Raw genomic sequence first — 18149 nt, 5'->3', positions numbered from 1 at the left:
CGACGAAAAGGGTGATGGAATGAAAAAGATGGTCGCTGCAGTACTTTTTTCTGCTGTTTTTTTACTGAACGGGTGCGGATCTGAGGAGAATAAAGCACAGACAGCAGCTGAAACGCCTGAGGTATTAGATGTAAAACTCACCGGACCGGAAAAAGTGAAGACGGGAGAGAATGCTGCTTATGAAGCGGCGGTTTCTTACGGAGATGAAGCGGTGACAGACGCTGATGAAGTGGAGTTTGAGGTATGGAAAGACGGAGAAAAAAACGACAGCAAGATGTTTAAAGCCAAACAGGAAGATGGCGTATATCGATTTGAGACAGAGTTTAAGGAAGATGGCGTATACACTGTGCAATCTCATGTAACTGCAAAAAAACAGCACAGCATGCCGACCTTAAAAGTCCAAGTCGGAGACGCCGATGCTGCCACCAAGCAACCTGAAGAAGATCAATCACACCATCATTGACCTTTTGGGTCTGAACCGGGAGCATTTCCTTCTTGAGGAGGGTCAATCGTGTGTTTCACATTATAGGCTTTTACAGTCGTCCAAACACTTACGAGCAAAACAGCCAGCACAATCAAAATACTTATCGTAATGAGAAGCGTCATGATTCCACCTCCGTTTTCAATAATTGTAACATAGTGGAAGACATTGTGACAGACGGGTAAAATAAAGGTTTTAGCGTACGATATGAAGGGTATACACCTAATATAAACAAGGAGGAAGATAATATGTCAGAACAATTGATTCAAGCCGTGAACAAACAAGTAGCCAACTGGACGGTCATGTATGTGAAACTACATAATTATCACTGGTATGTAAAAGGGAAAGATTTTTTTACACTCCATGAAAAATTTGAGGAGCTTTATAACGAGACAGCAACTTATATTGATGATTTGGCAGAGCGTCTTTTGGCTTTGAACGGAAAACCGATCGCGACAATGAAAGAATCTTTGGAAACAGCTTCTGTAAAAGAAGCGAACGGAAACGAGACAGCAGAACAAATGGTTCAGAGTGTGTATGATGATTTTACAGTCATCGCGGAAGAACTGAAAAGCGGCATGGACTTAGCCGATGAGGTCGGAGACGAAACAACAGGGGACATGCTTCTTGCCATTCACCAAAATATTGAAAAACATAACTGGATGCTGAAAGCTTACCTTGGATAATAGAAAAGAAAGGCCGGATATCTGTGAAGATGTCCGGTTTTTGTTTTGCCTCGCAAAAATAGGCGACAACTAGTCCATTTTTCTGAAAAATCCAATCCGTTCGGCATGCTTTCCATAGAATATGGTAAGGCCGTTTCTGTGAAAGGATGTTGGGATAAATGGATAGAGACTTTGGCATCTTTTCGTTTTTTGCAGTCAGCGTTTCAGCAGCGGGGTTTTTCTTCGGAGGTTTTCAGTACTCACTCCTCATTCTGCTGTCTCTTATGGCAATTGAATTTATCAGTACGACCTTGAAGGAAACGATTATTCACAAACTGGCGTTCAAGAAGGTTTTTGCCCGTTTCGTCAAAAAATTAGTTACGTTGGCTCTGATCTCTGTCTGCCACTTTTTTGACCAGCTGCTGAATACACAGGGATCAATACGTGACTTGGCCATTATGTTTTATATTCTTTATGAATCTGTGCAAATTGTCGTGACAGCCAGCTCTCTCGGTATACCTGTTCCGGAAATGCTTGTGGATCTATTAGAAACGTTAAAAAATAAATTCAGGCGCAAACCGTAACTTTTATCTGTTCGCGGGTCATAATAAAGCCCAGAGCGTCAGTCATTTACATTTTGACAAGAGCTGCGGCCAAAAGCTGTACGAGCTGGTCTATCGTTTCAGATCCGGATGGCGTGCTGGGTTTCCCTTATTTTTTGATAAAAAGCTTCCGAAGAAACGTAACTGTGGTATGATGTATGGAAGATAGCTAGGAACGGATTTGAGGGATAAACATGTACGAGTTTAAAGATTATTATCAGAATACTGTTCAGCTCTCCTTTGACAATCAGCCCTTTTCGGACAGCCCGAAGCATGTCTGGGTCATCTGCCGTTTTGGTGACAAATGGCTTTTGACAGAACATGAGGACAGAGGCTTTGAATTTCCGGGCGGGAAAGTGGAACCGATGGAGTGCGCGGAAGAGGCGGCGCTTCGAGAAGTAAAGGAAGAAACAGGGGCGAGAGTGAAAAGCCTCAAGTATCTCGGACAGTATAAAGTTCTCGGAAAAGAAAAGGTTATTGTGAAAAATATATATTTTGCAGATATAGAGAAGCTTGAAAAGCAAAGCGATTACTTTGAAACGAAAGGGCCGGTTCTGTTTCATGAACTTCCGGAAAACCTGCCCCGCAATAAAAAATTCAGCTTTATTATGAAGGATTCCGTGCTTCCCATCAGTTTGAAAAAACTGAAAGAAGCGGGATGGATCAACTAAAGACCCGGCTATCCGCCGGGTTTTTTATGTTCTGCCCTTCGTCCATTTCTTTTCTAACAGTTCTACGCCCTGATACATCAGGGTGGCAAATACAGCAATGATCAACAGGCTTAAGAAGACGAGTGTAAAATTGAAGACTTGGAATCCGTAAATAATCATGTATCCTAATCCGACCTTTGAAACAAGAAACTCGCCTACGATAACACCGACCCACGATAAACCGACGTTTACCTTCAGTGTTGAAATAATAGCGGGCGAAGATGCGGGAAGAATCGCTTCTTTAAAAATAACCCACTTGTTTGCGCCGAATGTTTTCATTACTTTAATATAGTTTTCATCCACCTCTTGAAAGGCGGTATAAACGACGATGGTTGTGATGATGACACTGATGACCGCTCCCATCGCGATGATGCTGACAAAGCCGGGACCGAGCGCGACAATCAGAATAGGTCCGAGCGCCACTTTCGGCATTGCATTTAAAATGACCAGATACGGATCTAATATCCTGGCAAGCCGGCTGGACCACCATAACAGCGCGGCAAGACACGTGCCCAGGAAAGTCCCCAGCAAAAAGCCAAGCACCGTCTCAAATAAAGTAACCCCGATATGCGATAGCAATGAGCCGTCAGCAAGCTTTTCTATCAGTAAACGCCATACGGCTGACGGCGAGCTGAAGATCAGAGGATCAATCCAGCCCTGTCTGCTTGCGATTTCCCATCCGGAGAAAAAGAGGATAAATATCGCAAGCTGAAAAGAATGCACATTCCATTTCTCTTTTTTCTGTTTCAATTGAAATTGCTCATGCAGCAGATCGATTGTTTCTTTGCTGTTTCTCAAGAGAATTCAGCTCCTTCCATATCGTTTGAAACAGCGTCTGGAAGGATGGCTCCTGCCGGGCGTCAAAAGGCATCATCGCAGCCAATTCTCTAGGGATTGTAAAAATTTGATGAATGGTGCCCGGCTGATTAGAAAATAAAAAGATGGTATCACTCATCGCAATCGCTTCCCCTATATCATGAGTGACAAGCACCGCTGTTTTTTGATATTCCTTTAATGTGCGGAAAACGAGGTTTTCCAAAGACAGTTTCGTTTGAAAATCAAGCGCGGAAAATGGCTCATCCAGCAACAGCAGACTTGGATTTGGGGCTAGAGTTCTTGCAAGCGCGGCCCGCTGCCTCATCCCGCCTGACAGCTCCTTAGGATATTTCTTTTCAACATCAACGAGACCCAGATCCGGCAAAAGACCAAGTGCTGCGGCCTTGTTTTCTTCAGTAAGCGTGTCGGCAATTTTTAAACCGAGGAGCACATTTTCCTCAATGGATTTCCAGGGAAATAAGTAATCCTGCTGAAGCATGTAGCCAATGTTATGTTCTTTTTGATTCGGCTCGCGGCCTTCAATCAGAACTCTGCCTTCCGAAGGTTCAATTAAGCCTGCAATTATGGAAAGCAGTGTTGTTTTTCCGCAGCCGCTCGGACCGAGAAATGAGATGAAATCGCCTTTTTCGGCATCGAAATGAATGTCCTGTACGGCGGTGGTTTTTTCTTTAATAGAAAAATAAGTATGAGTTACATGGTCGACATGTAAAAAAGACATAGATGGCGCCTCCTATTTTTCCGAGGTGACTTTTTCGGCGATGTGTTTGTTCACAAGCTGACTGTATGGTATATGCTTTGGCAGTTCACCCGACTGATCCATAATCGTTTGGAGCAGTTCCCATTCTTTTTCGTTGAGGAGCGGGTCTGGAGAATACGAATTTTGTTTTTTGTAGCGTTCAATGGACGTTTCGATGACATCTGGATCTGTATCGTCAAATTCATTTTTTATCGCTTCTGTGATGTCCTTCGCTGAGTGGTTTTCCACCCACTGCTGCGCTTTATAAATAGCTCTCGTGAATTTGACGGCTGTATCCTCGTTTTTCTTTAAATAGCTTTGTTTTGCCATAAAAGTTGTATAAGGAACCTGGCCTGATTCTTCTCCGAACGAAGCAACGATGTGGCCGATGCCTTCTTTCTCAAAGAGTGAAGCAGTCGGTTCAAAAAGCTGGACATACTCACCGGTTCCGGAAGCAAAGGCATTGGATATATTGGCGAAGTCTATGTTTTGGATGAGTTCAATATCCTTATGCGGATCAATGTGGTGTTGGTTCAGCACATACTCGCCGACCATTTGCGGCATACCGCCTTTTCTTTGGCCGAGAAAAGTCTTTCCTTTCAGCTGATCCCAGCTGAAATTTTCGGCATCTTCTCTTGCGACAAGAAACGTTCCGTCTGTCTGAGTCAGCTGTGCGAAGTTAATGACAGGGTCTTTAGCCCCTTGCGATTCGACATAAATGGATGTTTCTGAACCGACAAGAGCAATGTCCGAGCCGTTTGAAAGAAGTGAAGTCATCGTTTTATCGCCGCCCCAGGTCGTATTGACGTCGACATCAAGGCCTTCATCCTTGAAAAAGCCTTTAGATTCTGCAACATATAAAGGTGCATAAAAAATGGAATGGGTCACTTCGGCTACTTTTACTTTCGTGAGTGTTTCTTCCTGCTTGCAAGCGCTCAGGGCAATGATGAGAAACACACTGCAAACGCAGAAACAGCCCAGCCTTAACCATTTGTTCACATGACAACCTCCTTATTTAGCATCAAGTTAATATCCTTTTTTGCTTTACATATCGTATGATGGGTATAAAAATGTGTGAATGCCTAATCCGGGTTACAGGATTTATTTTTAAAGACAGGAAAGAATAAAGAAAAAAGGAGGCGGAAGCATTGATTGTTGAGAAAAGAAGATTTCCGTCGCCGAGCCGGCATGTGCGCTTGTTTACCATCTGCTACCTTTCAAATGGCTTAAAAGTGAAAGGGCTGCTGGCGGAGCCGGCGGCACCTGGGCAATATGACGGATTTTTATATTTGCGCGGCGGTATTAAAAGTGTTGGAATGGTCAGACCGGGCCGAATTATCCAGTTTGCGTCCCAAGGATTTGTTGTATTTGCCCCCTTTTATAGAGGGAACCAGGGAGGAGAGGGCAACGAGGATTTTGCAGGAGAAGACAGAGAGGATGCTTTTTCCGCTTTTCGCCTGCTCCAGCAGCATCCGCAAGTGAAAAAGAACAGAATTCATATTTTCGGTTTCTCCAGAGGCGGCATCATGGGAATGCTTACTGCGATTGAAATGGGACGGCATGCGGCTTCGTTCGTTTCGTGGGGAGGCGTCAGTGATATGATTCTTACATATGAAGAGCGGCAGGATTTGCGAAGAATGATGAAAAGAGTGATTGGGGGAACGCCGAAAAAGGTGCCTGACGAATACAAATGGCGAACGCCTTTTGACCAAGTGAACAAAATTGAGGCACCCGTTTTATTAATTCACGGAGAAAAAGACCAAAACGTTTCCATTCAGCATTCGTATTTATTTGAGGAGAAATTAAAACAGCTGCACAAGCCTGTAGAGACGTGGTACTACAGTACATTCACACATTATTTTCCGCCGAAGGAAAACCGGCGTATTGTGCGGCAGCTCACGCAGTGGATGAAAAACCGCTGACGGTGAAATATGTTATGATATAGAAAAAAGAGAACGAAAGGGGATTTCAATTTGGGAATGCCTGTTGAATTTAATACATTGATTGTGACAAAAGGAAAAGAAGTTCGCATAGATGAAAATATATTCAGATTAGAGAAAGACGGGTATCGCATTTATCCAATGGAGATTCCGATGGATGTCAGCAAAACAAAATTTGGTGAAAAGTCAGGCACAGCCGAAGTGCAGAAGCTTGAATGGACAGACGGGCGGACAATCATTACGTACAAGCTGACATCCTTGCATACAGTCAATTAAAACAAGCCAAGAGCTTAATTGCTCTTGGCTTTTGCTTTTTTATACGAGAGGCCCGCCTGCTTGAGCGATGGCATCTGTATTTGTGAACTTTTTGAAGTTTTCTTTGAATTCGTTTGCCAGATACACAGCCTTTTCTCTGTATTCCTCTTTGTTATTCCACGTGTTTTCCGGCTGTAGGATATGATCGGGAACATCCGGAACATGAACCGGGATGTGCAGGCCGAAAATATCGTCAGTGGTCATTTGCACTTTTTCTAATTTGCCTTCAATCGCTGCTTTTACCATCGCCCGTGTGTATGAAAGCTTCATGCGTTCGCCTGTGCCGTAGCCGCCGCCGGTCCAGCCTGTGTTGACCAAGTAAACGTCTGCGCCGTGTTCGTCGATCTTTTTGCCGAGCATTTCCGCATATACATGGGCCGGGAGCGGAAGGAACGGTGAACCGAAGCATGTGGAGAATGTCGTCTCAGGAGACGTGACGCCGCGTTCGGTTCCAGCTAGTTTACTCGTATAACCGCTTAAGAAGTGGTACATAGCCTGCTCCTTCGTCAGCTTGCTGATTGGCGGCAGAACGCCGAATGCATCAGCCGTCAGAAATACAATCGCTGACGGGTGGCCCGCAATGCTCGGAGACACAATGTTGTCGATCATATGAATCGGGTAAGCGGCACGTGTGTTTTCTGTAAAGAAGGAATCATCGTAATTGGCTTCACGTGTATCTTCATCTACAACAACATTTTCGAGAACGGATCCAAACCGAATCGCTTTAAAAATCTGCGGTTCCTTTTCTTCGCTTAAATGAATGCACTTGGCATAGCATCCGCCTTCGATATTGAAGACACCGGTATCCGACCAGCCGTGTTCATCATCACCGATCAGTTTCCGGTCAGCATCCGCCGAAAGGGTGGTCTTTCCTGTTCCTGACAGGCCGAAGAAAAGCGCGACATCGCCTTTTTCACCGACATTAGCGGAGCAATGCATGGATAAAATATCTCGCTCAGGCAGCAGGAAATTCATGATGGAGAAAATTGATTTTTTCATTTCTCCGGCATACTCCGTTCCGCCGATTAAAATCGTGCGCTTTTCGAAAGAAACAATAATAAAGGTTTCTGAATGTGTGCCGTCTGTTTTTGGATCCGCTTTGAAATGCGGAGCGGAAAGAATGGTAAACGGCTGTTCGACTGTTTTTTTATCATTGTCTTCAGGGCGGATAAACAGCTGTCTGGCAAATAAATTGTGCCATGCAAATTCATTAACGACGGTGATCGGCAGTCTGTATTTTTCATCGGCACCGGCAAATCCTTCGAAAACAAACAGCTCATCTCGCTGTTTCAGATAGCTGACAACTTTCGTGTACAGCCGGTCAAACGCTTCCTCGGAAATAGGCTGATTCACCGGACCCCAATCAATCTTACTCTTTGTGCTTGCTTCTTCTACAATAAATTTATCCTTCGGCGAACGTCCCGTGTAAGCGCCTGTGGTCGCCCGGACGGCACCCGTGGATGTCAAAATGCCTTCGCTGCGGGAAAGTACTCTTTCTGTAAGCTGAGCTGCAGATAAATTATGCTGCACATTAGGACTTGTTAATAAGGCTTGCAAATCAGCGGTTAAATCAACTGAGTTCATAAGAAACCTTCCTTTATCATTTTATTTGTGTTTTGCTAATTGTGAATTAGTATAACATATATTTTCAAATAGTCTATACTATTTATCGTTTTTTGTGTGTGCATTTCCATTGTTTTCCCTCAATATAGGTGCCTATTTCTTCTGAATCATATTGACATTGCAAACCCTTTTACGATAAGATATTTCATTGAGCGGATACTCTTATCCCGAGCTGGCGGAGGGACAGGCCCTATGAAGCCCAGCAACCGGTTTCTCTATTATTCATTATGTTTAAATTGTGTGAGACAACCAAGGTGCTAACCTGATGCAAGGTTGAATGATTCCTTGAGCGATAAGAGTGAAAGGCACAAAGACCAAACCCTTTCCTCGAACGGAAAAGGTTTTTTTATTTCATAAATATGCCAATTAACATCTCTAATATAAACGTAACATTGTATAAGAGGGAGCGAGTTCCGTATCATATATATAAGGTCTTTCGGGAGGCCTTGTGCAGGAGGAAGCAAATCATGAGTAAAAATCGTCGTTTATTTACATCAGAATCTGTTACGGAGGGGCATCCGGATAAAATCTGTGACCAGATTTCTGACAGCATTTTAGATGAAATTTTAAAGAAAGACCCTAACGCGCGTGTTGCTTGTGAAACGTCTGTGACAACTGGTTTGGTTCTTGTCAGCGGAGAAATCACAACTTCTACGTATGTTGACATTCCAAAAACGGTTCGTGAAACGATTAAAGAAATCGGATACACACGTGCAAAATACGGATTTGATGCGGAAACTTGTGCGGTTTTAACATCAATTGACGAGCAGTCTGCTGATATTGCGATGGGTGTAGACCAAGCGCTTGAAGCCCGTGAAGGCACAATGAGCGACGAAGAAATTGAAGCAATCGGAGCTGGTGACCAAGGTTTAATGTTCGGTTATGCGTGCAACGAAACGAAAGAGCTCATGCCTCTTCCGATTTCACTTGCTCATAAATTAGCCCGCCGCTTGAGTGAAGTGCGTAAAGAAGATGTTCTTCCTTACCTTCGCCCTGACGGCAAAACACAGGTAACGGTTGAGTATGATGAAAATAACAAACCTGTCCGAATTGACGCGATTGTTATTTCAACTCAGCACCACCCTGAAATTACGCTTGAGCAAATTCAGCGCAACATTAAAGAACATGTCATCAATCCGGTTGTTCCTGAAGAATTAATTGATGAAGAAACAAAATACTTCATTAACCCTACAGGCCGTTTCGTCATTGGAGGACCTCAAGGGGATGCGGGGCTTACAGGACGTAAAATCATCGTTGATACGTACGGCGGCTACGCACGTCACGGCGGCGGCGCGTTCTCTGGTAAAGATGCGACGAAAGTAGACCGTTCAGCTGCTTATGCTGCAAGATACGTTGCGAAAAACATCGTTGCGGCTGAGCTTGCAGATTCTTGCGAAGTGCAGCTTGCTTACGCGATCGGTGTTGCACAGCCTGTGTCTATCTCAATCAACACATTCGGTTCCGGAAAATCTTCGGAGGAAAAACTGATTGAAGTTGTGCGCAATAACTTTGATTTACGACCTGCCGGCATTATCAAAATGCTTGATTTACGCCGTCCGATCTACAAACAGACTGCCGCGTACGGCCACTTTGGACGCCACGATGTTGACCTTCCGTGGGAGCGTACAGACAAAGCGGAACAGCTGCGTAAAGAAGCGTTAGGAGAATAATTTTATAGCCGCTTACTGGTTAAGCGGCTTTCCCTTTTTTATCGATGTATCCATGTTTATTTTTTTACATAACTGTGAAACCAAACACTGTTCACAGCGTCTATAAATAGGGGTTCAATGATGACAATTTTAAATATGGAGGCAATACTATGTGTGGATTTGTCGGGGTTTTTAACAAGCATCCGTTAACTCAAACCGCTGATCAAGAAGAACTAATCAAACAAATGAATCAAATGATCGTTCACCGCGGTCCTGACAGTGATGGATATTACCATGATGAGCACGTTGGATTCGGATTCAGACGGCTCAGCATTATTGATGTAGAGAATGGCGGACAGCCTTTATCATATGAAGATGAAAAATATTGGATTATTTTTAACGGGGAAATCTATAACTATATCGAACTGAGAGAAGAGCTTGAAGCAAAGGGATATACTTTCAACACAGATTCTGACACAGAGGTTCTTCTTGCGACTTACCGTCACTATAAAGAAGAAGCGGCTTCCAAGCTGCGCGGCATGTTTGCCTTTCTGATTTGGAATAAAAACGATCATGTTCTTTATGGAGCAAGAGATCCATTCGGCATTAAGCCGTTGTATTACACAACGATCAATGATCAGGTTTATTTTGCCTCAGAGAGAAAAAGTTTAATGGCAGCCCAAAATGATATTGAAATAGATAAAGAAGCATTACAGCAGTATATGTCTTTCCAATTCGTTCCTGAGCCAAGTACCCTTGATATTGATGTGAAAAAAGTAGAGCCGGGTTCTCAGTTTACAATCCGTCCTGACGGTGATATCACATTCAAAACGTATTTCAAGGCGCGCTTCCAGCCTGTTCAGACGGAGGAAGATAAACTTGTCAAAGAAGTCAGAGACGCTATTTATGACTCTGTAAACGTTCATATGAGAAGTGATGTGCCTGTCGGTTCATTCCTATCAGGCGGAATCGATTCTTCGTTTATTGTATCCGTTGCGAAAGAATTTCATCCCAACCTGAAAACATTTTCTGTCGGATTTGAACAGCAGGGCTTCAGTGAAGTTGATGTAGCGAAAGAAACTGCCGCTGCACTGGGCATTGAAAATATAAGCAAAGTCATTTCACCTGAAGAATACATGAACGAGCTTCCTAAAATCGTATGGCACTTTGATGATCCGCTTGCAGACCCGGCTGCGATTCCATTGTATTTCGTGGCGAAAGAAGCGAAAAAACACGTAACGGTTGCGTTATCTGGCGAAGGTGCGGACGAGCTGTTCGGCGGCTACAACATCTACCGTGAACCGCTTTCTCTTAAACCGTTTGAACGCATTCCGTCCGGCTTGAAAAAGATGCTTCTGCACGTAGCGGCCGTTATGCCTGAGGGAATGAGAGGAAAGAGCCTGCTTGAGCGCGGCTGCACTCCGCTTCCGGAGCGTTATATCGGCAACGCGAAGATCTTTGAAGAATCCGTGAAGAAACAGCTGCTGAAGCACTATGATCCGAGCCTTTCGTATCGTGATGTGACGAAGCCTTACTTTACAGAAAGCAGCTCATACAGCGATATTAACAAAATGCAGTATGTCGATATCCACACTTGGATGCGAGGCGACATTTTGCTAAAAGCGGATAAAATGACGATGGCGAATTCTTTGGAATTGCGTGTGCCATTCCTTGATAAAGTCGTATTTGACGTTGCGTCTAAAATTCCTGATGAATTGAAAACAAAGAACGGTACGACAAAGTATCTCCTTCGCAAAGCTGCTGAAGGCATTGTGCCGGATCATGTATTGAACCGCAAAAAGCTCGGTTTCCCTGTACCGATCCGTCATTGGCTGAAAAACGAAATGAACGAATGGGTGCGCAGCATTATTCAGGAAAGCCAAACGGACGCTTATATCCATAAGGATTACGTTCTTCAGCTTCTTGAAGACCATTGTGCCGACAAGGCTGATAACAGCCGTAAAATTTGGACAGTGCTCATCTTTATGATCTGGCACAGCATCAATATTGAAAAACGGTATATGCCTGAAGAGCTGAGCCATCAGCCTAAAGAAGTCATCTTTGCCTAACAGATAAGGCTTTCGATTCGTCGAAAGCCTTGTTATTATACCAGTATTTCTCCATCATCATTGATTACCCTGCACATTCGTGTGAAATATTCAGAAAAATGATGTAATGATATTTTTTTCTAGGGGAGAAGGGAACATGCAAAAACAAAAACAAGAATTGCATCGCGGTCTGGAAGAAAGGCATATTTCTTTGATGTCTTTAGGGGCTGCCATAGGAGTGGGACTTTTCCTTGGCTCCGCATCAGCTATTCAATTAGCAGGGCCGGGTATTTTGGTGGCATATGCCTGCAGCGGCCTGGTTATGTTTTTTATAATGAGGGCGCTTGGGGAAATGGCGATTCAAAAGCCGGTCGCGGGCTCCTTCAGCAGGTATGCGCGTGACTACTTAGGTCCGCTCGCAGGTTACTTAACCGGGTGGAATTACTGGTTCTTATGGGTTGTAACCTGTATGGCGGAAATCACTGCTGTCGGAATTTATATGGGATACTGGTTTCCGGATGTGCCCAATTGGATTTGGGCATTGTCGGCGCTGGTGATTATGACTGGTGTTAATTTCCTGGCCGTAAAGGCGTATGGAGAGCTGGAGTTTTGGTTCGCATTGATTAAAATTGTCGCGATCCTTTCTATGATTGCTGTCGGTTTATTAATGATCATTGCAGGAGTCGGCAATGGAGGCATTGCGACTGGCATCAGCAACTTGTGGAGCAACGGCGGATTTTTTCCTCATGGAATAAAAGGGGTTTTATTGTCACTTCAAATGGTGATGTTCGCGTATTTAGGCATTGAGATGATAGGGGTGACGGCCGGCGAAGTCAAAAACCCGCAAAAATCATTAGCGAAAGCAATTGATACGGTATTTTGGCGTATCTTGATTTTTTACGTCGGTGCTTTATTTGTTATCATGTCCATTTATCCGTGGCAGGAAATCGGATCGCAAGGAAGCCCTTTTGTACTCACGTTTGAAAAAGTGGGGATTCCATATGCGGCAGGCATCATTAACTTTGTCGTTCTGACGGCAGCGTTGTCTTCTTGCAACAGCGGCATATTCAGCACCGGACGTATGCTCTTTAACCTAGCGGAGCAGAGCGAGGCGCCAAAAGCATACGGTAAGCTGACCAAAGGCGGCATTCCGGGTAAGGCCGTACTGGCTTCTGCGGGTGCATTATTAGTCGGTGTGCTGTTAAACTATGTCGTGCCTGCGAAGGTATTTACTTGGGTCACAAGCATTGCGACGTTCGGGGCGATTTGGACATGGGCGATCATCTTACTTTCTCAGATCAAATACCGTAAAGGCATGCAGCCAAAGGATCAAAAACAATTAAAATACAAAATGCCTTTTTACCCATTCACGTCATATTTATCTTTGGCCTTTTTAGCATTTGTCATTATCCTGATGGCTTATAGCCCGGAAACAAGAGTCGCCGTAATTGTCGGTCCGATTTGGTTTCTGATTTTGATAGCCGTTTATTATGGCAAAGGCTTTCATAAGAAAAACGCAGCTGTGTCAACTGAACAACAGATCAGCTGACAAAAAGAGCTCCCGGCGGGCTCTTTTTTGTTTAAGTAAAGCTGCTCATAGAGAGCAGAGAATAGGAATAAGTTTTTTGCAGAGACTGCTTACAGTGGCGTCTTGTTTTTTATGATAAGATAAAAGTCACACAGTTATTTTGACATGTGAACGTTTTATGGAAAATTAAAAACCCGAACTGCATTTGGTTCGGGTCAGCGAAGGTTATCGCTTAAATAATATTTTGAAAAATGGTAAAGTAAAACGAAGATGGTCTTACATTTATTGAAGTGATTTATAATATTGACCCTTTGTTACATATTCAGACCGTATTCTCTGCATGTCTTTTCGGTCTTCATCCGTCAAAGGACGGATGACTTTTGCCGGGCGGCCGAAGGCTAGATGGCCTGGCGGAATGATTTTTCCCGGAGGAACAAGGCTGCCGGCACCGATAAATGCGCCTTCACCGATTTCGGCTCCGTCTAAAATGATTGAACCCATGCCGATTAAGGCGTTCTTGCGGATCACGGCGCTATGGAGTGTAACCTGGTGGCCTATCGTGGCGTCATCTTCAATGAGTAGCGTTCGGTTCGGGCTTTGATGGAGGCAGCTTAAATCCTGGATATTGACTCTGTTACCGATTCTGGTCGGGGCTACATCTCCTCTTATGACAACTGAGAACCAAATGCTGGATTGTTCCCCGATGACCACATCACCGGTAATTGTTGCATTATCGGCTACAAAAGCCGTTGGGTGGATTTCTGGCGTGTATTCCTTATAAGGGTAAATCATATATCTTTCATCCTTCTTTCTCTATTTAATTTTTGTATGAGGTGAACCGCATGTGGACCTGGAAAGCAGACAGACCTGTGGCAGTGATTGTTATGATCCACGGGGCAAGTGAACATCATGGACGGTATAAATGGCTGAGTGAAATGTGGAGATCTTCGGGTTATCACGTTGTAATGGGTGATCTGCCGGGACAAGGGACAACCACCCGGGCCAGAGGTCATATTCGCTCATTTCAAGAATACATTGATGAAGTAGATACTTGGATAGATAAAGCGCGAACCTTTGAGCTGCCTGTTTTTCTTCTCGGCCACAGCATGGGCGGCCTGATTGCGATTGAATGGTTTAAACAGCAGAGAAACCCCCGCATTACGGGAATTATTTTATCATCACCGTGTCTCGGGCTGCAAATTAAAGTCAATAAAGTGCTTGATCTTGCATCAAAGGGGCTGAATGTCATTGCTCCGTCGCTTAAAGTTGATTCAGGATTATCGATTGATATGGCGACACGCAATGAAGATGTCATCGAAGCAGGCCAGAACGATCCCCTCTTTGTGAAGAAGGTTTCTGTCAGATGGTACAGAGAGCTGTTAAAAACTCTCGAGTCTGCCATGGTGCCGACAGAGGCTTTTCTGAGGGTGCCGCTTTTTGTCATGCAGGCCGGAGATGACAAGCTGGTCGATAAAACGAAGGTCATCAAGTGGTTTTCAGGGGTTGCTTCCCACAATAAGTCATATAGGGAATGGGAAGGGCTTTATCATGAAATTTTTAATGAACCGGAAAGAGAAGACGTTTTTAAAGCCGCAAGAGCATTTACTGATCAATATATATGAACTAGGGGGGTGCATGTGTTGACAGTACCGGAACATCCTTTTGGACTGATGGCAAAAGTATATCGTGATATTTTTCCGCTCGTTCATCAAGAGCTGAACATATGGAAGCAAAAATCAGAAGCAATTAAAAACAGTGAATTAAAAGCACAGGCAACCGCAAGCATTCGAGATAAAACGTTTCACTGCGAAGGCGGCGGCATATTGGCCTTATTGTCAGGAAATCATAAGCAGAAATGTGTTGAGTTCATCATCGCATACCAAACGATCAGCGATTACCTGGACAATTTGTGCGACCGCAGCACATCACTTGACCCGGAAGATTTTCGAATGCTTCACACCTCTATGCAGGACGCATTGACAGTGGGAGCTGAACCGCAACATTATTATCAATTCAGGGACGAGCAGGATGACAGCGGATATTTGCAGGAATTGGTGAAAACATGCCAGCGTGTCCTCGGATCTATTGAACACTACGAAATGATTAAACCTTATCTGCTTGAGCTTTGCGGCTATTATTGCGATTTGCAGGTGCATAAGCACGTTGTTGAGCATGAGCGTGTCCCGCGCCTTGAAAAGTGGTTTACCCAATATGAAACAGAGCTTCCCGAGATGGAATGGTATGAATTCTCAGCTTGTGCAGGCTCCACGCTAGGCATTTTCTGTCTTGTCGCATATTCGTTTCAGCCCGATTTTACTGAAAGCACCGCAAAAAAATCCGCAACAGTTATTTTCCTTACATACAAGGTCTTCATATTCTGCTTGATTATTTGATTGACCAGGAGGAGGACTTGCTTGAAGGGGACTTGAATTTCTGCTCGTATTATCAGTCGCATGAAGAAATGATGAATCGGCTGCAGCACTTTATTCAGAAAGCCGATGAACATCTGCACGGCATTCCGCACGAAAACTTCCACCGCTTAATCAACCGCGGCTTGCTGGGTGTCTATTTGTCTGATGATAAAGTGGCGGGCCAGAAGGAAATGGGCCGGCTCGCGAAGAAGCTGATCAAAGCAAGCGGAAAAACCTCCTTTTTCTTTTATATCAACGGCAGAGCCTACAGAAAGTTTCAAAAAATGGCCTGGATGAAAAACTCAAAGAAAAAAGCTCAAATCATTTGCTGATTTGAGCTTTTTTTTCGATAGCAATAATAAACGGCGGGTCATTTTGCTGATTGATAAATCCGTATGTTAAGACGCGGGCTGTTTGCTGATCCAAGTCCCGGCAGAAGTCGAGCACGTCGTTTTTTTCAGCTTTGCCTTCCGGGTGGCCATGATAGACGACCAAAACAATCAGGCCTTCATCTTTCATGATGCTGAGAAGCTGTTCAATTGCTTTGATGGTTGAATTGCCGCTCGTCGTAATCGATTTGTCCCCGCCTGGCAGATAGCCGAGGTTAAACACAGCGGCCGCCACTTTGCCGTGTGTTTCCTGCGGAAGGGATTCAGCAATTTTGTCATGGCTTTTATGAAATAAAGTTGTCCGGTTTTGATAGGTGTCACCGAGCCGCTCCTTCGTATTGGCCACTGCTGATTCTTGTATATCAAATGCGTATACATGGCCGTTTTCACCGATAAGCTCAGCTAAAAACAGGGTGTCGTGCCCGTTCCCCATTGTGGCGTCAACAACGATGTCTCCATCCCCTGCGGCCATTTTCAGCAGCTCTTTACTGTAGGGAAGAATTTTTTTCAGAATCATAAGGCCGATTCCTCCTGAAGACGCTGAAAGAACTTACCTTGGTAGCTGCCGCGGTTTTCAAGTTCTTTATTGATAGCGCCAAGCACTTCCCATTTGTTCACACTCCACATCGGCCCAATCATTAATTCAATCGGCCCGTCACCAGTGATACGGTGTACGATCATTTCTGGCGGGATGATTTCAAGCTGGTCACAGACGAGCTGCACATATTCGTCTTGAGAGAGAAATTCCAGCTTTCCTTTTTCGTATTGTTTCACCATCGGCGTGCCCTTCAGCAGGTGAAGCAAATGGATTTTAATACCCTGGACGTCCAAATCTGCCACTGCTTTTGCCGTTTCCATCATCATATCGCGGTCTTCCAGAGGAAGTCCGTTGATTATATGCGAGCAGACGCGTATGCCGTGTTTTCTTAGCTTTTTCACACCTTCAACGTAGCAGTCAAAGTCATGTGCCCGGTTGATCAGAAGAGCTGTGCGTTCGTGAACTGTCTGAAGCCCAAGCTCCACCCAAAGATACGTGCGTTCATTCAGTTCTGCCAAATACTCAACAACGTCATCCGGCAGGCAGTCCGGACGTGTGGCGATTGAAAGTCCGACCACATCGTCGAGCGCGAGAACAGACTCGAATTTCTCTCGAAGCACGTCAACCGGAGCATGCGTATTGGTGAAAGCTTGGAAATAAGCGATATATTTCCCGTCCTTCCATTTTTCGTGCATGCGGTTTTTAATGTCGTGGAATTGTGTCATTAAATCATCGGCCCGGTTTCCTGCAAAGTCACCGGAGCCCGCAGCGCTGCAAAAGGTACAGCCGCCGTGAGCGACAGTGCCGTCCCGGTTCGGGCAGTCGAAGCCGCCGTCAAGCGCTACTTTAAATACCTTATGCCCGAAATGATCTCTGAGATGATAATTTAATGTATGATAGCGTTTTTCCGTATTTGAATAAGGAAAAGGATTGTTCTGAATCACGATTAATATGCCTCCTTGCGTACAATTGCATCCTAAAATTGTAGCACGCATTTCATATGAGAACAAATGAATATCGACCATAAATTTCTTTATTGAATCATGTCTGATGAGGCTACACTATGGATGATGGATTGTTTCCATTACCAAGAGGAGGGGTTACTGTGGCAACAAGACAATCAGTAGATGAACATCTCCAACAATGTATGCAGGCGTATGATTATGCTGAAGAACAGCTGAAAATCGCTTCTAAACAAGAGCATTATAACGACCAAGAATACAGTGATGCGCAAATGCAGATTGAAAATGCGGTAAATGCCTTGAATAAACTATGGCTGTCATCAAATGATCAGCAGAGAGAACAGCTGTACAGAATGAGACTTCAGCTTCAAGCTTTGCAAAATAATATGATACTGCAGCACCCTCTTGATGTGTAAGAAACGGACCCTTTTGATAAGGGTCCGTTTTTTTGTAAAAAAAGGATTGACTTTGTGCGTCAAAGTATTTATTGTATTAAGTGTACTAATTGAAGTAATACACTATAGACACTGATGAAAAGTCATTTATATATTGAAATTAAGGGAGGCAGTTATGAAACATAAAAAACAAAACAAACGTAACGTGCCAATGCTGATCGCGGCATCTGTGATCGCTTGTTCTTTTTTTCTTGTTCTTGTAATGATCGGTTTTGAATGTCAAAAAAGTATAATTGATCAGTTTTATCTATAAAAGGTTC

General features: G+C 44.1%; 20 protein-coding genes, 1 pseudogene and 1 riboswitch. Of the genes and pseudogenes, 13 read left to right on the top strand and 8 right to left on the bottom strand.

Annotation, left to right across the window (positions count from 1 at the left end; translation table 11 throughout):
• The first annotated feature begins 19 nt into the window (after window positions 1-19).
• Window positions 20-463, top strand: a complete 444-nt coding sequence (locus tag AU387_RS10635; RefSeq protein WP_059335642.1) for a FixH family protein — start codon at window positions 20-22, stop codon at window positions 461-463.
• On the opposite strand, the gene ytzI is transcribed toward AU387_RS10635, so the two are convergent.
• Complete coding sequence (ytzI, locus tag AU387_RS20570; RefSeq protein ID WP_044153683.1) at window positions 457-606, bottom strand: YtzI protein; 150 nt, start codon at window positions 604-606, stop codon at window positions 457-459. The two genes, AU387_RS10635 and ytzI, sit on opposite strands and share 7 nt — an antisense overlap.
• A gap of 123 nt (window positions 607-729) precedes the next feature.
• Here ytzI and AU387_RS10630 point away from each other — a divergent pair, with 123 nt between their 5' ends.
• From AU387_RS10630 to ytkD, 3 genes are all read left to right on the top strand, one after another.
• Window positions 730-1167, top strand: a complete 438-nt coding sequence (locus tag AU387_RS10630) for a Dps family protein (RefSeq protein WP_010331587.1) — start codon at window positions 730-732, stop codon at window positions 1165-1167.
• 158 nt (window positions 1168-1325) lie between these two features.
• Window positions 1326-1730 (top strand): phage holin family protein, encoded by a 405-nt coding sequence (locus AU387_RS10625; protein WP_024122591.1) that lies wholly within the window; start codon window positions 1326-1328, stop codon window positions 1728-1730.
• 212 nt (window positions 1731-1942) lie between these two features.
• Window positions 1943-2419: an RNA deprotection pyrophosphohydrolase gene (gene ytkD / locus AU387_RS10620; RefSeq protein ID WP_024122590.1), complete on the top strand. Its 477-nt coding sequence runs from the start codon at window positions 1943-1945 to the stop codon at window positions 2417-2419.
• 24 nt (window positions 2420-2443) lie between these two features.
• Here the strand turns inward: ytkD and AU387_RS10615 are convergent, their stop codons facing one another.
• The 3 genes from AU387_RS10615 to AU387_RS10605 are packed head-to-tail and all read right to left on the bottom strand — an operon-like array spanning window position 2444 to window position 5030.
• Window positions 2444-3256 (bottom strand): ABC transporter permease, encoded by an 813-nt coding sequence (locus AU387_RS10615; protein WP_059335641.1) that lies wholly within the window; start codon window positions 3254-3256, stop codon window positions 2444-2446.
• A complete protein-coding gene (locus tag AU387_RS10610) occupies window positions 3219-4013 on the bottom strand; it encodes an ABC transporter ATP-binding protein (protein WP_059335640.1) in 795 nt (264 codons plus the stop codon). The genes AU387_RS10615 and AU387_RS10610 overlap by 38 nt, the downstream gene beginning before the upstream one ends.
• A 12-nt stretch (window positions 4014-4025) precedes the next feature.
• Entirely contained in the window at window positions 4026-5030 is a 1005-nt protein-coding gene (locus AU387_RS10605; RefSeq protein ID WP_059335639.1) for an ABC transporter substrate-binding protein, read from the bottom strand.
• A 149-nt stretch (window positions 5031-5179) separates the two neighbouring features.
• Here AU387_RS10605 and AU387_RS10600 point away from each other — a divergent pair, with 149 nt between their 5' ends.
• Complete coding sequence (locus AU387_RS10600) at window positions 5180-5953, top strand: alpha/beta hydrolase family protein (RefSeq protein WP_024122586.1); 774 nt, start codon at window positions 5180-5182, stop codon at window positions 5951-5953.
• Window positions 5954-6004: 51 nt separating this feature from the next.
• Window positions 6005-6247 carry a DUF2584 domain-containing protein gene (locus tag AU387_RS10595; protein WP_024122585.1) on the top strand — a complete coding sequence of 81 codons (243 nt, stop codon included), beginning with the start codon at window positions 6005-6007 and terminating at the stop codon, window positions 6245-6247.
• Window positions 6248-6286: 39 nt separating this feature from the next.
• On the opposite strand, the gene pckA is transcribed toward AU387_RS10595, so the two are convergent.
• Window positions 6287-7870, bottom strand: coding sequence for a phosphoenolpyruvate carboxykinase (ATP) (gene pckA, locus AU387_RS10590; RefSeq protein WP_059335638.1), 1584 nt, complete (start codon window positions 7868-7870; stop codon window positions 6287-6289).
• 198 nt (window positions 7871-8068) lie between these two features.
• A riboswitch (SAM riboswitch) is annotated at window positions 8069-8208 on the top strand.
• Between the two features lie 168 nt (window positions 8209-8376).
• On the opposite strand from pckA, the gene metK reads away from it, so the two are divergent.
• From metK to alaP, 3 genes are all read left to right on the top strand, one after another.
• The gene (gene metK, locus AU387_RS10585; RefSeq protein WP_059335637.1) at window positions 8377-9579 is read left to right on the top strand and encodes a methionine adenosyltransferase; all 1203 of its coding nucleotides are present in this window, start codon (window positions 8377-8379) and stop codon (window positions 9577-9579) included.
• A gap of 149 nt (window positions 9580-9728) precedes the next feature.
• Window positions 9729-11627 carry an asparagine synthase (glutamine-hydrolyzing) gene (gene asnB / locus AU387_RS10580; protein WP_059335636.1) on the top strand — a complete coding sequence of 633 codons (1899 nt, stop codon included), beginning with the start codon at window positions 9729-9731 and terminating at the stop codon, window positions 11625-11627.
• A 136-nt stretch (window positions 11628-11763) separates the two neighbouring features.
• Window positions 11764-13155 (top strand): alanine permease AlaP, encoded by a 1392-nt coding sequence (alaP, locus tag AU387_RS10575; protein WP_024122582.1) that lies wholly within the window; start codon window positions 11764-11766, stop codon window positions 13153-13155.
• A 261-nt stretch (window positions 13156-13416) separates the two neighbouring features.
• Here alaP and AU387_RS10570 read toward each other — a convergent pair whose 3' ends face one another.
• On the bottom strand, window positions 13417-13926 hold the full coding sequence (locus AU387_RS10570; protein ID WP_059291785.1) for a gamma carbonic anhydrase: 510 nt from the start codon (window positions 13924-13926) through the stop codon (window positions 13417-13419).
• Between the two features lie 50 nt (window positions 13927-13976).
• Between AU387_RS10570 and AU387_RS10565 the strand changes: the two genes are divergently transcribed.
• Window positions 13977-14756: an alpha/beta hydrolase gene (locus tag AU387_RS10565; protein ID WP_059335635.1), complete on the top strand. Its 780-nt coding sequence runs from the start codon at window positions 13977-13979 to the stop codon at window positions 14754-14756.
• Window positions 14757-14804: 48 nt separating this feature from the next.
• Window positions 14805-15877: pseudogene (locus AU387_RS10560) on the top strand (tetraprenyl-beta-curcumene synthase family protein).
• On the opposite strand, the gene mnmM reads toward AU387_RS10560, so the two are convergent.
• Both mnmM and mnmL read right to left on the bottom strand, forming a co-directional pair.
• Window positions 15867-16451, bottom strand: coding sequence for a tRNA 5-(aminomethyl)-2-thiouridylate-methyltransferase MnmM (gene mnmM / locus AU387_RS10555; RefSeq protein WP_059335634.1), 585 nt, complete (start codon window positions 16449-16451; stop codon window positions 15867-15869). The pseudogene AU387_RS10560 and the gene mnmM sit on opposite strands and share 11 nt — an antisense overlap.
• On the bottom strand, window positions 16448-17416 hold the full coding sequence (gene mnmL / locus AU387_RS10550) for a tRNA modification radical SAM protein MnmL/YtqA (protein ID WP_059335633.1): 969 nt from the start codon (window positions 17414-17416) through the stop codon (window positions 16448-16450). Before mnmL ends, mnmM begins: the two co-directional genes overlap by 4 nt.
• Before the next feature lie 161 nt (window positions 17417-17577).
• Between mnmL and AU387_RS10545 the strand changes: the two genes are divergently transcribed.
• Together AU387_RS10545 and AU387_RS21615 are read left to right on the top strand one after the other, a co-directional pair.
• Window positions 17578-17850: a YtzC family protein gene (locus tag AU387_RS10545; RefSeq protein WP_010331570.1), complete on the top strand. Its 273-nt coding sequence runs from the start codon at window positions 17578-17580 to the stop codon at window positions 17848-17850.
• Between the two features lie 154 nt (window positions 17851-18004).
• A complete protein-coding gene (locus AU387_RS21615; RefSeq protein ID WP_063623039.1) occupies window positions 18005-18142 on the top strand; it encodes a hypothetical protein in 138 nt (45 codons plus the stop codon).
• The last annotated feature ends 7 nt before the right edge of the window (window positions 18143-18149 follow it).

The sequence above is a fragment of the Bacillus halotolerans genome, assembly GCF_001517105.1.
Lineage (GTDB): Bacteria > Bacillota > Bacilli > Bacillales > Bacillaceae > Bacillus > Bacillus halotolerans.
The sequence above is the reverse complement of the archived record's forward strand: the minus strand, read 5'-3'. Positions and strand labels throughout refer to the sequence as shown.

Coding starts and splice junctions, on each gene's coding strand:
- AU387_RS10635 (WP_059335642.1), top strand. CDS start 20: ATGAAAAAGATGGTCGCTGCAGTACTTTTTTCTGCTGTTTTTTTACTG.
- ytzI (WP_044153683.1), bottom strand. CDS start 606: ATGACGCTTCTCATTACGATAAGTATTTTGATTGTGCTGGCTGTTTTG.
- AU387_RS10630 (WP_010331587.1), top strand. CDS start 730: ATGTCAGAACAATTGATTCAAGCCGTGAACAAACAAGTAGCCAACTGG.
- AU387_RS10625 (WP_024122591.1), top strand. CDS start 1,326: ATGGATAGAGACTTTGGCATCTTTTCGTTTTTTGCAGTCAGCGTTTCA.
- ytkD (WP_024122590.1), top strand. CDS start 1,943: ATGTACGAGTTTAAAGATTATTATCAGAATACTGTTCAGCTCTCCTTT.
- AU387_RS10610 (WP_059335640.1), bottom strand. CDS start 4,013: ATGTCTTTTTTACATGTCGACCATGTAACTCATACTTATTTTTCTATT.
- pckA (WP_059335638.1), bottom strand. CDS start 7,870: ATGAACTCAGTTGATTTAACCGCTGATTTGCAAGCCTTATTAACAAGT.
- metK (WP_059335637.1), top strand. CDS start 8,377: ATGAGTAAAAATCGTCGTTTATTTACATCAGAATCTGTTACGGAGGGG.
- asnB (WP_059335636.1), top strand. CDS start 9,729: ATGTGTGGATTTGTCGGGGTTTTTAACAAGCATCCGTTAACTCAAACC.
- alaP (WP_024122582.1), top strand. CDS start 11,764: ATGCAAAAACAAAAACAAGAATTGCATCGCGGTCTGGAAGAAAGGCAT.
- AU387_RS10570 (WP_059291785.1), bottom strand. CDS start 13,926: ATGATTTACCCTTATAAGGAATACACGCCAGAAATCCACCCAACGGCT.
- AU387_RS10565 (WP_059335635.1), top strand. CDS start 13,977: ATGTGGACCTGGAAAGCAGACAGACCTGTGGCAGTGATTGTTATGATC.
- mnmM (WP_059335634.1), bottom strand. CDS start 16,451: ATGATTCTGAAAAAAATTCTTCCCTACAGTAAAGAGCTGCTGAAAATG.
- AU387_RS21615 (WP_063623039.1), top strand. CDS start 18,005: ATGAAACATAAAAAACAAAACAAACGTAACGTGCCAATGCTGATCGCG.